A 13,619-nucleotide genomic window follows, 5' to 3' on the forward strand; every position below is an offset into this window, starting at 1 on the left:
CTAAGTGCTCAATCGGGTATAGTTACCACCGCACTTCACATAAGTGCTGCTGCTGGGCGTTTAGCTCAGGGGGACGAGCGCTTCCCTGACACGGAAGAGGTCACAAGTTCAAATCTTGTAACGCCCACCAGCACATATCTAAGCCACCTGGTATATCGGGTGGCTTTTTTTGTTGCGCTTTTTGGTGAGATGCGCGGCTTATGCCTTGTATAAGGACTTATAGGCTTATGGGGTAAAACCCTTGTTAGCCGACGGGCTTTTCCGCACAACAACGCCTCTGTCCTGCGGTTTGGCAAAAATGACTAATTTGACGCAAAAAACTGTCATTTTTGACTAATTTGGCATAAAGTGACAGCTGTTATTTTACTTGCAACTCATCTACCTGCAGCTTTGTAATTCAAAAATAAACCCGCTGGGTTATATAGAGTGCAAATTCGTCAGTTTTGCCAAAGCGACAGCTGTAGTTTATCGGGGGAGAGAGTGCTGCCGGTGTATATCGCACATCATATGGTTGGCAACGCTCTTGTACTTTGACCATGAATTGATTACAGACATGGTTAAGGCGCAAAACAAAGTGCCAATGATTTCTCATTGGCACCATCAAAATAAGCTTTGAATACGGTTAGGTATGCTGCTTGCGCAAACGTCGCAAGGCATACCACTCTTTTATGCGAGGACCGGCGATTTGAATAAGGATTACGATAATTAAGATTGCGCCCTTTATTGAATCGTTAATAAGCGAGTCCATCTTAAGTGCAATAATAATCTTGTCTATAACGGTATATGACATGGCTCCAAACAACACACCCAAGAGTTTTCCACGCCCGCCTGACATTGATATGCCGCCTAAAACAACCGCTGCTATGGCATACATCTCATAGCTTTTTCCTGTGGTAGCAGGGTCGGCAGAACCGTTCATTGCAATCCATAAGAAGGCAGCAAAACCAACAAGAGCTCCTGCAATTGCAAAGACACTTAGTTTAATGAGGCTCGTGTTAATACCTGCAAGGCGTGCAGCTTTTTCATTTGAGCCAACGGCATAAATCTTTTTGCCATACTTAGTCGATGTAGTGATATAGACAAATAGTGCCGTCACAATAATCAACACAAGACCAACCAGGGGCAATATGGAAGCTATTTTGCCATTTCCAAAAGAGTAGAGACTTGAGTACTGTTCTAAGCTTGAGTCCATGCGGTAGACGCTGGAACCATTGCCAATAAGATTTCGAGGTAGTTTTTGACATACATATTGAGAAATGGATCTGAACATAAGCATAGAAGCTAAACTTGCAATGAAGGCGGGCATCTTAATATAGCCAACCAAAAAGCCATTGAATATCCCGCAAAGAAGGCCTGAAGCAACTGCAAATATAAAGGTCACGATAATTGAATGGCTCATATTAAAGATAACAACCGAAAAACCAGCCACAAAGGTAAGCATCGATCCTACAGAAAGATCGATTTCGCCGGTAAGACATATGGCACCCATACCAAGTGCAATAATGCCAATAACCGCGCTGTGACGTAAGACATTCATTATGGCATCGAGGCTTAGACCACCGGATACCATTGCAAAGTACATATAAATTACTATAAAGACCGCTACAAAGCTGTAGTGCTTTAAGGTCTGAAGGCTTGCTTTGATATTCATGGTAAATCTCCCTTAAGCCTGAGCTACTGATTGTGTTGAATACTGCATGACGTTTCGCTCATCAATCTCATCATGAGTAAGCTCAGCCGCAACTGAACCCTCATAAAAGACGAGGCAGCTATCGGCGACCTCTCTTAATTCTGCAATTTCAAGGGTATTGATTAAAATGGTCTTTCCTTGAGTAGCGAGCTCCAAAATCAAACGATAGATTTCCGCTTTAGCACCAACGTCAATGCCTTGTGTTGGGTTATCAAGCAACAGAATATCTGCCTCAGTGTTTAACCAACGTGCGAGAAATACTTTTTGCTGGTTGCCACCTGAGAGTGAGGTTATGGCAGCGTCAGGGCTCTCAGCTTTTAGGTTTAACACTGTTTTTAGGTGATGGTACTTTTTCACCTCAGCGCGCTTGTTTATTGTGAAGTGCTTTGCCGATAAGACATGCTCGCTTATATATTGGTTTTCAAGAATTGAAACGTCTGCAATGACAGAGTTATCTTTTCTGTTAGATGCTAAATACGCAAGACCAGCCTGCATAGAAGCTTGGATACTGCTCGGTGTAAAAGCTTTGCCCTTGAGTTTAATCGTTCCCTCCCAGCTTTGGATTGCTCCAAACAATCCCTGCATAAATTCTGACGCTCCAGAACCTTGTAGACCGGTAAGACCTAGTATTTGACCCTTTTTAATCGAAAGTGAAACCCAGCTAAAACCCACACCCGAAAAGTTATGAACACATAAAACTTCACTGCCTAAGCTTCTAGCTACGTAGAGCTCTTTACCGGAGAGCGCGCTACCCACCATAGCATCAGTAATCTCAGCAGGTGAAACATCTGAAAACTTGCCGCTTTGGATAAAGTGACCGTTTCTCATAACGGTATACGAATCGCAGATTTGAAAAACTTCCGGCATCTTATGACTAATAAAGATAAAACTAATGCCTGCTTTAAGAAGGTCTTTTATGATTGAAAAGAGATGTTGAACCTCTTGAGTATTCAAAGCTGTTGTTGGTTCATCTAAAACGAGGAGTTTTGCATCGAAAAATAGAGATTTAGCAATCTCTAAGAGCTGACGCTCACTGGGACGCAGGTCTGATACCTGAGCTGTTGGATCAATTGATACGCCAAGCCGCTCAAAGAGTGAACGAGCGCGTTTGAGCATTTCTTTTTTATTGAGGCGGCCAAACGACCCAACAATTTCATGACCGATAAAAATATTGTCAACCACTGACATGTCGTTAAATACATTCAGTTCCTGATGAACAAACGCAATGCCCGCTGTTTCCGTGGCTTTAATACTGGCACCAAAAATATCTTTACCGTCCAAATTCACGCTGCCAGCATCGGCTAAAAGCGATCCAGTTAAAATATTCATGAGTGTTGACTTGCCGGCACCATTTTCGCCTAATAAGGCATGTGCGCTGCCTTTTTCAACAATCAATTCTGCATCGTGGAGCACCTGTACTGCTCCAAAGCTCATTTGTATGCCGCGCATCTCCAGAAGCGCCATAACACAACCCCCAATGCATGCAATAAAAAGAAGTAGGGTAGCGACAAGTTATCACCACCCTGCTCAAACAGAACAATTCCCTTACTTAAAGGACTCAAACTCAGCTACATTGTCTGCGGTGACGTTTTGGCACGTGATAACATGGTCTTGTACAACAGTCTTGTTATCCAGATGGTCAACGAGGTCTTGAATAGCAAGTTGAATCATAGAGGGGCTGTATGTGACGCTCATAAGTCCGCCAAGCTGAGCTAGCATCTCTCGATGCGTATTGCCGCGAAGAATTTCATAGAGTTCATCTAAGCCGCCACAACCGGTAATATAGGGCTTATGAGCGAGGAAGCTTTCTTTGCTGCTATCAGCAATACCGCCGCCTTCGAGCGCCTCAATGATACCCATGGCTAGCTCATCGTCTTCTGCATAAAACCACTTAATATCAGTATTAGCGGCATCACCCATGAGTGATTCAAACGCTGTTTTGGTATCAGAGCGACTCCAGTTCATAGCTCCAGAGTATGTAATGGACGCAAGGTCATCTTCTGTCCACTTGAGGCTCTCATCAATTTTGGCACCATCAAACGCGAGCTTACCGCATAGATAATCAACAAAGCCTTGGTTGCGCAGGGTGGTAACCGAAGAAGTGTCTCCTTCAAAAACGTAAACCTTGTCTTTAGGCTTCAATCCGTGAGCTACAAAGTACGAGGCGCAGCCAGCACCAATGCCTGCGTTATCGCCTTTAACGTTTGAAACGGCAGCTGGTGCAACAGCGTCAATAATACGGTCGAAAGCAACGTAGGGAATATTTGCATCAACGACAGATTGGATAGCAGATTGTACCGTGTCATCCATGGGCTGAATTACGATACCCGCAATATGTTCTTTGTTACCAGCTAAAATGTCCTCAAGTTCGCTTATTTGTTTAGCGGCAGAATCTGCTGTTTGAAGCTCTGCTTTATACGTGGCAGTAGCATTCACATCTGCAATTTTTGCCTTTGCAAAGGTTGCCACCGAGCCAGTCCAGCCGTGGTCCTCAGAGGGCGTTAAAACATAGATGCTTTTAGCTGAGCCCTCTGCTGTGGGAGCATCAGCAGAACCTTGTGTTTTGCCACAAGCTGTTAGAAGACCTGCCATAACAGCTGCTGCTCCGGTACCTGCAATAAACGAACGCCTGCTGAGATTTTTCATGGTATCCTCCATTTCCTGCTTTGTATTTGACTGTTTTATACAAAGCAAAACACCAATAACCTAGGATATGAACGGGGAAAGATATCTATAGCTTTGCTTAATCGAGTCAATAACCCGCTCTTTTGAACCTTCAAACGACTTGTCTTCAACTTCAAGCACCACAGGACCGGTATACGCCACATCGGTTAGAGCCGAGATAAAGTGACCCCAATTAACATCGCCAAGCCCAGGAATTTTCGGAAGCATGTAATCAAGGGGATATGCCATAGTACCTACACGGCTCAGCTTATCGCGTCTGAGCTTGATATCTTTTAGGTGAATATGAAATAGCTTGTCCGCAAACTCATAGACGGCACCAACATAATCGAGCTGCTGCCAAACAAAGTGGCTCGGATCAAAATTTAGTCCCAAGTAATCGCTATCGAGTATGTCAAAAACCTTATGCCACAGAGCGGGCGTGCTCATAATATTTTGCCCACCAGGCCATTGCTCAGGCCCAAACAGCATAGGGCAATTCTCAATGCCAATTTTTACATCAGCGTCTTTTGCGCAGTCTAAAAGATGTGGCCATACCGTTTTAACGAGAGCTAAATTCTCTTCAACAGTTCCAAACTGATCTCGCCCAATAAACGTAGTAACCAGCCCAATGCCAAGCTTGGCGCTTGCTTGTATAACTAGCTCAAGATGCTCCAAAGCTGCTTGACGTTTTTCGAGTTGTCTATCAAGCGGATTTGGATAATAAGCGAGGCTTGAGATGCTCATTTTGTTTTTTGCAAGCGTTTCTTGCATGTAAGCGACGTATTCTGTGTCATATAAGACGCGCTTAACATCTATATGGGATACGCCTGCATACCTGCGCTCTGCTGTACCTTTTGGCCAAGCAGCTAATTCCATGGTTGTAAAACCAATTGAGGAGGCAAGTTCTACCGACTCTTCAAAAGTCCAGCCGTCTAAAATCGCACTTAGTAAACCAAATTGCATACGTATTGCCTACCTTTTTACTTCAACCCATTGTGCGTTTGCATTTGAAACTATGCAGGCATCAACAACTCGCATAGCTGAGAGTACGGATGCCCCTGGTATGGGCACCTTTGTTCCGGCGATGAGCGCATCAACAAACGCGTCAATTACCCCGCTTTTAGTTTGATTATCGTTTGTTTGAATGCTTTCAAGTTCCATGAGGGTGCGCGTGCCATCTGCCATTTCAAGCACGATGCTGTAGGCAGGATTCTCATAAATTTTAAGAATGCCTTTGGTGCCAAAAATTGTTGTTGCATTTTGTTCAGAACCATAGTTGGTCCAACTTGCTGTGAGACTTCCAAGAGCACCTTTTGCTGTTTGCATAAGGCACAGAGCATTATCATCAACCTGTACCAGCTCACCGTTACTGTAGCGTTTGTCGAGCGTTGCTAAGCGGGCACATACGCTGGTAATCTCGTCGTCTAAAATATATTGGATAAGGTCAATTTTGTGCACGCCTAAATCTCCCAGCGCTCCCATAGCAGCCTGAGATTTATCAAAAAACCAGCTACCGGTACCAGGGTCAACGCTCCACGTTTCAGGGCCACCGTGAGCAAAGCATGTTCTAAAACTTAAAACCTCACCAATTGCCCCTGTCAAAATAAGCTCTTTTGCCTTCTGGTGTGCTTGTGTTAAACGCTGGTTTTGGTCAATCATGAGTTGCTTTGTAGCGGCTTGAGCTGCAGCAACCATCGCCTCACATTCAACAGCGGTGCTTGCCATGGGCTTTTCACACAAAACATGTTTGCCAGCCTGCAGGGCAGCGATGGTGTGCTTTGCGTGAGCGATATTTGCCGTGCAGATACTTACTGCATCAATGTCTGTTAGAGACAACAGTTCGTCTATTGTTTTACAGGCTTTTGCTCCATACAAAGCTGCAAGTTCTGTGGCCCGCTCGCTGTTAAGGTCGAAGAGTGCAACAATCTTCACGTTTGGATGCGCTGCGTATTCTGGTATATGACGCACTTGTGCAATCTTGCCACAGCCAATAATTCCAATTCCAATCATGCCTACTCCTTCTCATATGAAAAGATTTCATATATTTTTTGTAATCTTTTCATTCTTAAAGTACCACCAACTTTGCTGACCTTTGAAGAGAGAATTAGGTGAACGGTATAAAAATACTTGTTAACGGTAGTCTAGTATTTTGTCTTTGTTGATACTCTTATGTTTATGCTAATCTAAAAGAATGATGTGTTATGAAAATTTTTCATAACATGTTTTATTTTTCATATTTATTTATCAGCCTCATGAAAATAATTCATAATCTGTATTAGGATACAGTAACAATTTTTAGCATCCTGTAGCATACGGAGGACTACGTGAAAGCTAAGGTAACTATTGAGCAAATTGCTACAGCTGCTGGCGTGTCTTCTGCGACCGTTTCACGTGCAATCAATCATCCAGAACTTGTTAACAGCGCAACGAGAACGCTTATTTCAACCACTATGCAGGAGTTCAAATATGAGCCTCCAAGCACCGCACGAAGACAAAGCTATGGAACTTCAAAAGGACTTATCGCTATAGAGATTCCTTGGCTTGATAATCCATTTTATGCAGAAATTATTCGCGGCATGCAAGTTGCAGCGCGCTCAAAAGGATATGATACCTGCATTATCTGGTCACGCCTTGAGCAAGAGGGGTCAGATTCGCTCTATAACCAGCTTTCCTATCTAGGTGTTTCTGGCATTTTGGTAGTTTCTCCTCTTGATGCGCAGACACTTGAACGACTGAAAAGCATTGCTCCTGTTGTGCAGTGCTGTGAGTTTAATCCAGACAGCTCAGTTCCGTACGTCTCAATTGATGACTTTGCATCTGCCGCTAAAGCAACTGAGCACTTGATTGCTTGCGGCTGCACAAGTTTAGGTATCTTGCGCGGACCTTCTTCTTTTAAGTATGCTCGCGAACGTTATCGCGCTTTTAAGCAAGTTCTTGAACAAAATGGCATTGAGATTCACCCAGAATGGATTAGAAAAATTCCTGATAACTCTTTTGGTCTTGCCTATGCTGAGGCGTGTAATCTTTTTGCATCAAAACACATTCCTGAAGGTATTTTTTGCTGTTCAGATGTCTTTGGTGCCGCAGTGCTTGGCGCTGCTCACAAGTATCACATTATGGTGCCCGACGACCTTATGATTATTGGCTTTGATAACGTGAGCATGTCGGAGATGGTTACCCCACCGCTTACCACTGTTAATCAGCCACGATATCGTATGGGCGCAACTGCCTGCTCGATGGTTATTGAACAAATAAAAGGTAAGCACTCAAGTGGTAGTGTTGTGCTTGATACTGAGCTTATTGTCCGTGAAACCACCCTTGCAAGAAAAAGCACGCGTAGCGAGTAGACCGCTTGGATTAGGTGATTATGCCTAGTGACCAGCCACATAAAACTCAATCTTTGCCACAGGTGGTAGCACTTGAAGTTTTTTATTTGGCATCTGGCATTTGACAGAGCAGATAGCTGCAAGCATTGAACTATTCTTAGTCCAGCAGCTTTATAAGCCGACAGCAGGTTCCCGTTTCGGCATCACGGCGGCGGCGAATTTCTACGCTGTCCATAAGCATACGCATGAGACGAATGCCGCGTCCTCGCTCTTCTCGTGCTGCAGGGCATACATCGGGCGCAATTTCAAAACCAGTGCCACAGTCTTTGACCTCTATTACCACGCGATCGGCATATGCCATCATATAGAGGGTACAACCACTGCCATTGCTATGGTCAAGGGCGTTTGAGAGTGCCTCACCTGCGGCAAGTGCTGTGTCAAAGCGGTCAGCTTCCGAGAGTGCAAGCTGCTCTAAAAGCTCGCTCACGCGGCGGCGCGCGTCAGGCAAGTGTTCAATTCCAGCGTTCACTGCAAGGCTTTTGCTCCACGTGGGCATAGCGCCAGGTGTTAAAACAGGCAGTGGTTCACGCTGCGCTGGTCGTACATGCAAAACATCTATGACCTGTACAATTTGTAAAAAGCGCGTGAGGGCGGGGGAGGTATCCGCAAGGGAGAGCAAGCCTCCGAGTTGATGTGCTCGCCGCGCGCGGCTGAGCAGGAGCGCCAGACCGCTCGAATCGATAAAGGTCACACTCTTACAACTGACGAGAATCCGGCGTGCTCCACTTTCGAGGAGCGCGTCGAGCTGCTCGCGTAAAATTGCAACCGTTGAGAGGTCAATATCGGCTGCAGGGGCGATGAGTGCTATGTCTGTCCATTCATGCATGGGGCTATACTACCCCGTATATCGCTTGATAAAACCGTCAAGGCGGCGAGTGGAAAAACCCATCGGTGAACGGTTGCGTGCTTATGCCTCATCGTTCAAGCTCAACGCCACCATAGCAACATCGTCATCAAGACCAGAGCCGGTAAAGCGATCCAAGTTGTCGAGTACCTGATGACAAAGCCCTGACACGCCAAGCGCGCTTAAGCCGCGTATAGTCTCTTGTAAGCGTTCTTCACCGTAAAAATCCCCATCAGGATTTCGTGCTTCGATTGCGCCATCGGTATACATGAAGAGGATGTCGCCTGCTTCAAGCTCTATGAACCCTTCTTTGTATTGCATGGTGTCAAAAGCACCCACTACGCCAGACTGTACCGTCAAAAACTCGGCCTCACCATTAGCGCGTGCCAACATTGTTGGTGGATTACCTGCTGAGCAATACCTCAAAACACCTGTTGCAATATCAATTTTTGCAACAAAAACCGTCACAAAGGTTTCAACGCGCGAAAACGCCGTGAGCATACGGTTAAGGGCACGCACCATGGCAACCGGCTGCATGCCTTCCCAAGCATAGGCTGTTAGCGCTGTTTTAACCATTGCCGACATCGATGCAGCTTCAATACCCTTGCCTGAAACATCACCCAAAATCATGACAGCACGCTTATCAGGCAAGCGTACCAGTGTATAAAAGTCGCCACCAACAAGCGCTTGTTTGGTTGCGCTCGAATAGAGTGCGTCAGTTATTAGCCCTGGCACATGGGCTAAGCGGCTTTGCATACCCAACTGCAAGGCTTGCGAAATAAGCTGCTCGTGCTTGCGCTCACGCTCACCAATATCTATACGCTTAAATTCGCGAGTCATACGTTCAAGATAGTCATATTCCACGTCATCGATGGGCTCTTGTGTTGCATCGCGCAAGAACAAAACCATGCGACTGCGCCTAATGCGCCCCGCTCGGTCAAGTGCTGTGACCGGAGAGCTTGTAGTTGTAGACACCTCTTCCTGCGCCGTCAGGGCAAGTGTGAGCTCTTGTCCAAAGTCAACAAATACTCCCTGGCAAGGCAGGCCATGGCGCTGTAGCCACATTCCAAGCGATGAGCTCATCTCAACGCGTACTACACGCGGTGCTACATCAGCATCTGCTTCATATGGCATAAAGCCGCCTGAGGCAATGGTGCGCGCAGGCGAGGCGACAGGCAGAGTTGTTGAGAAAAATAAGTCTTCGATGCTACCTGGTAGCACGCGTCGCGACCCTCCGTCAAAATCAACATAGTACTGGTTATGCACGGAATCAGGAATCACAGTGCAAACATGACAGCTCAGCATATGACGAATTTCTGTCATAAGAACCTGCCACGCATGACGGGCATCCGATTTTGCCTGAAAGAGGGCATCGCGCACATGATTCATTGAGCGCGTGAGCTCAGCGGTTCTCTGAGCTCGTAGATTGCTCACCAGTTCCACCAGCTCAATAGAGAGATAGTCGCAAATAATTTCGAGAACATGCACGTCATGCTTGCGCGGCGTGGTAGGGCGCAGCCAGCCAAGTTCTATAACTCCGAGTACCTGTGTACCAAAAAAGACCGGCACGGCAATTAAGGCCTTAAACGGTGGGGTGTCTTGCATCTGTAGCGGTTTAGACACGCGTTTATCAAGGTCGTAGAGCATGCCTGCATGTGCGCTTTTAGATACAGGTGCAATCACTGAAAAGCGACAGGCGCTTCCGGCGTGTAGCACATAGGTTCCAACACCTGCACCTAAGGGTACATACGACGGCACATAGCCCACCTTCTCAATGAGTTGTTGGGAGGTGCCTCGCAACTTAAAGCCTCCAGCCTCAGCAAAATAAATGGTTGCACCATCAGCATCTAAGGTGTCTACCAAGCGATTCAAAACCGTATCTATAAGCTCGGTCACGTCTTTTGACCCAGCGGTTGCCATAATAATATCGAGCGTCCCTGAGAGGCGCTTATTAGCTGAGCTCAAGCGCGCGAGTAAGCGCTTGGTTTTGCGGTCATGCGCAAGCTCGGTCTCAAGGCTTTTCAATACCACCAAAATACGCTTATGGCGGCGCTCGCCGAGGGCAAAGCGGGCAGGAGTGAGGGGTAAGGCGCGTACGCGCACCGGAATAAAGGAGCCGTCAGAAAGTTTGAGCATCTGTGTATTGTCGGCGCCGTCAATGCTAAAGGGAAGTGCATGTTCTGACGCGCGCTCAAAGTTTGCGCTAAAGAGCAAATCTTTTACATCATGTCCAACAATGCGCTCACGGCTACTTTGCAAAACTTGCACCGTCTGCTGATTAACATGAAGCACGGTACCGTCTAGTGCACACAGAATGACTGCATCGCTCGTTATCTCAACGATGTGGGCAACCTCAGCGAGTTCTCGCTCACTCATGGCTTCCATGCGAGCCTCCTTTATGCTGGTCACAGTCTTGATCGCTACAAAAAAAGCCTCCTTGGGAGGCCTTCAATCCAAGGCGTTGAGCCCGGGTGCGATGCAATGGTGTCGGAGGCGGGACTTGAACCCGCATGTCCTAGGTTTGGACACTAGCACCTCAAGCTAGCGCGTCTGCCAATTCCGCCACTCCGACGTGGTTTCAGCAAAAAGAAGTCTACCCCAAGGTGTATTAGATATGCAAGAGATTTCTTTTGCAATTTAGAAAAGATATTTTGCAGGTGCGGAACTCTTAGTAAATAAGCAGCTTGTGAGATGGATAAGTGGGTATATCTTTCAAGCTTAAACCATATGAGAGGAGTATCGTGAGCCAGCACACATCATCACAACATAAGAAAAATTCCGTTACCAAGCGCACTCTTTACTATTATGGACGAGTAACGCGCCTTCAATTGCCTATGTTTCTTGCAAATGTGCTTGTCACCTTGGGCTATGTTTATTTTCTCACCTTTGCAAGTCCGCAGGTTGTTGCGTGGATTGTAGATAAGGTGGGGGAAGGAGGCATTGGTCCTGACCAAGTCTTTTCTACTTTTGGTCCAGCTATTGTTCTTCTGATTGCTGTTAACGTTATTGGGCAGGTATGCTCAAAGTTGCAGGACTATACTGCGGCGCGCCTAAAGATTGGTGCAGGATATGAGTTGGGGCGCTGGGCTTTCGATGCGCTTTCTAATCAGTCGATGACCTTTCATGCAAATCGCTTTGGCGGTGCGCTGGTAAGTTCAACTCAAAAGTTTATTGCTGCCTATAACCAGCTTGTTTCAAACGTTGTCTATCTTGCCATGCCGACTATTTTTTCGGCATTGTTGACCATCAGTTTGCTGGCACCTTTGGTACCTGTTTATGTGCTTATCCTTGCACTCATTATGGTTGCCTATGCCTTTATTGTCTTTTTCCAGTATCGCAAGGTATTGCCCTATAACGCAGCTGCCAGCTCAGCTCAAAATAAACTTTCAGGCGAGCTTTCTGATTCCATTACCAATATCTTGGCAGTAAAAACCTCTGGGCGCGAGGACTTTGAGCGCTCTTTGTTTGAGCAGGCAAATAACGAGGTAAAGCGCGCTGACTCTGCCCGCATGATTCGTACCGTAAAAACTGGTGCCACCATGAGTTCAATGCTGGTGGTCATGATGGCACTCGTTGCCATTTTTATTGCAGGCGGCAACGCGTGGTTTGGGATTTCTGCTGGTACGCTTGTTATGATGTTTAGCTATACCAATGCGCTTACCTCGCGTATGAATTTGCTTGCCATGACCTTTGAGCAGATTAACACCGCTCTTGGTGAGGCACATGACCTCACGGTGGCGCTTGATGAACCGCGTCTTGTAGATGATATTCCGGGAGCGGCTGAGCTTCAGGTTCCTCATGGTGCGCTTGAGTTTTCGCATGTGGACTTTAGCTATGCCGATGCACGCGCGGGCGATGTGGTGTTCAAGGACTTTTCGCTTGCTATTCCCGCTGGTCAGCGCGTTGGCTTGGTTGGTCGTTCAGGTTCTGGAAAAACAACCCTAACTACTTTGCTGCTGCGCCTTGCAGATCTTGTTGGCGGTTCTATTTCAATAGATGGCATGAATATCGCTGAGGTAAGCCAGGTGAGTTTGCGAAAGCATATTGCCTATGTGCCACAAGAGCCCCTACTCTTTCATCGCAGTATTCGAGAGAATATTGCCTATGGCAAACCTGGGGCGAGTGAGGAAGAAATTATAGAAGCGGCGCGGCGTGCTAATGCACTCGAGTTTATTGAGAAACTGCCCGATGGGTTTGAGACACAGGTGGGAGAGCGCGGCGTTAAGCTTTCTGGTGGTCAGCGCCAGCGTATAGCTATTGCTCGTGCCATGCTTACTGATGCGCCTATTCTGGTGCTTGACGAGGCAACGAGTGCACTCGACTCTGAAAGCGAGAAGCTTATTCAAGATGCGCTCGGTGAGCTTATGCGCAACCGCACTGCCATTGTGGTAGCACATCGTTTGTCAACGGTGGCTGAGCTTGACCGTATTGTTGTTATTCGTGATGGTAAGATTGTTGAAGATGGTCCGCATCACGAGTTAATGCATGCTGGCGGTGAATACGAAAAACTCTGGAGTCGACAATCGGGCTCATTCTTGTCAAACGAGTAAGGACGCTAACAAGGTGGATTAAGAGCCATTTCAAGTTATTGACTATAAACATAGAACGGTACGCAACGAGGTAGCTTATGGCTACCTCGTTGTTGTATATGGCTGCTTGAATGCGATAGGGGCGCACATGGTATTAGACATGGGTTTCGATGAGTGATTGTTCACTGCATGCGGCCATCTTGTACATCTAACATGTGCTTGTGGATACCTTCTTTCTAAATAGTAACGCCTCCAAAGTCCTACAAGGAAGCACAGACGTCAAAAGTGAGCGCACAAAGCCATCACATGTTTTTTGGGAAACCCCAGAAACGATCCAGGTTGTTTACAGAAACGTGTATCCCTAAACGTACATAGAGCTACAGTTTGTATCTTCTTATAAAAATTTTAATCATATGATGAGCTGCAAAAACACAATATATTGTGTTCATAATCTAAGAAATACATCTATATAGTGCCTAAACTGTATTACACTTGAGTACCACTTG

General features: G+C 46.3%; 9 protein-coding genes and 2 tRNA genes. 3 read left to right on the forward strand and 8 right to left on the reverse strand.

Annotated elements, in window-relative coordinates; all coding sequences use genetic code 11:
• Positions 1–54 precede the first annotated feature (54 nt).
• Positions 55–130, forward strand: a tRNA-Val gene (locus KPC83_RS02695).
• Between the two features lie 492 nt (positions 131–622).
• On the opposite strand, the gene KPC83_RS02700 is transcribed toward KPC83_RS02695, so the two are convergent.
• The 5 genes from KPC83_RS02700 to KPC83_RS02720 form a co-directional block, all read right to left on the reverse strand.
• The gene (locus KPC83_RS02700; protein WP_216279029.1) at positions 623–1,651 is read right to left on the reverse strand and encodes an ABC transporter permease; all 1,029 of its coding nucleotides are present in this window, start codon (positions 1,649–1,651) and stop codon (positions 623–625) included.
• A 12-nt stretch (positions 1,652–1,663) separates the two neighbouring features.
• Positions 1,664–3,154 (reverse strand): sugar ABC transporter ATP-binding protein, encoded by a 1,491-nt coding sequence (locus KPC83_RS02705; protein ID WP_216279030.1) that lies wholly within the window; start codon positions 3,152–3,154, stop codon positions 1,664–1,666.
• 81 nt (positions 3,155–3,235) lie between these two features.
• The gene (locus tag KPC83_RS02710) at positions 3,236–4,336 is read right to left on the reverse strand and encodes a substrate-binding domain-containing protein (RefSeq protein ID WP_216279031.1); all 1,101 of its coding nucleotides are present in this window, start codon (positions 4,334–4,336) and stop codon (positions 3,236–3,238) included.
• Positions 4,337–4,396: 60 nt separating this feature from the next.
• Positions 4,397–5,317 carry a sugar phosphate isomerase/epimerase gene (locus tag KPC83_RS02715; protein WP_216279032.1) on the reverse strand — a complete coding sequence of 307 codons (921 nt, stop codon included), beginning with the start codon at positions 5,315–5,317 and terminating at the stop codon, positions 4,397–4,399.
• Positions 5,318–5,326: 9 nt separating this feature from the next.
• A complete protein-coding gene (locus KPC83_RS02720) occupies positions 5,327–6,364 on the reverse strand; it encodes a Gfo/Idh/MocA family protein (protein WP_216279033.1) in 1,038 nt (345 codons plus the stop codon).
• 314 nt (positions 6,365–6,678) lie between these two features.
• On the opposite strand from KPC83_RS02720, the gene KPC83_RS02725 reads away from it, so the two are divergent.
• On the forward strand, positions 6,679–7,701 hold the full coding sequence (locus KPC83_RS02725) for a LacI family DNA-binding transcriptional regulator (RefSeq protein WP_216279034.1): 1,023 nt from the start codon (positions 6,679–6,681) through the stop codon (positions 7,699–7,701).
• Between the two features lie 136 nt (positions 7,702–7,837).
• Here KPC83_RS02725 and KPC83_RS02730 read toward each other — a convergent pair whose 3' ends face one another.
• The 3 genes from KPC83_RS02730 to KPC83_RS02740 all read right to left on the reverse strand — a co-directional run bounded on the left by KPC83_RS02730 (position 7,838) and on the right by KPC83_RS02740 (position 11,156).
• Positions 7,838–8,566, reverse strand: coding sequence for an anti-sigma factor antagonist (locus KPC83_RS02730; RefSeq protein WP_216279035.1), 729 nt, complete (start codon positions 8,564–8,566; stop codon positions 7,838–7,840).
• An 81-nt stretch (positions 8,567–8,647) separates the two neighbouring features.
• Positions 8,648–10,969 (reverse strand): GAF domain-containing SpoIIE family protein phosphatase, encoded by a 2,322-nt coding sequence (locus KPC83_RS02735; RefSeq protein ID WP_216279036.1) that lies wholly within the window; start codon positions 10,967–10,969, stop codon positions 8,648–8,650.
• Positions 10,970–11,066: 97 nt separating this feature from the next.
• Positions 11,067–11,156: transfer RNA gene (locus tag KPC83_RS02740), tRNA-Leu, on the reverse strand.
• Positions 11,157–11,325: 169 nt separating this feature from the next.
• On the opposite strand from KPC83_RS02740, the gene KPC83_RS02745 reads away from it, so the two are divergent.
• Positions 11,326–13,134: an ABC transporter ATP-binding protein gene (locus tag KPC83_RS02745; RefSeq protein WP_253200996.1), complete on the forward strand. Its 1,809-nt coding sequence runs from the start codon at positions 11,326–11,328 to the stop codon at positions 13,132–13,134.
• Positions 13,135–13,619 lie beyond the last annotated feature (485 nt).

It is taken from the genome of Collinsella sp. zg1085 (assembly GCF_018889955.1).
In the GTDB taxonomy this organism is placed as follows: Bacteria; Actinomycetota; Coriobacteriia; order Coriobacteriales; family Coriobacteriaceae; genus Collinsella.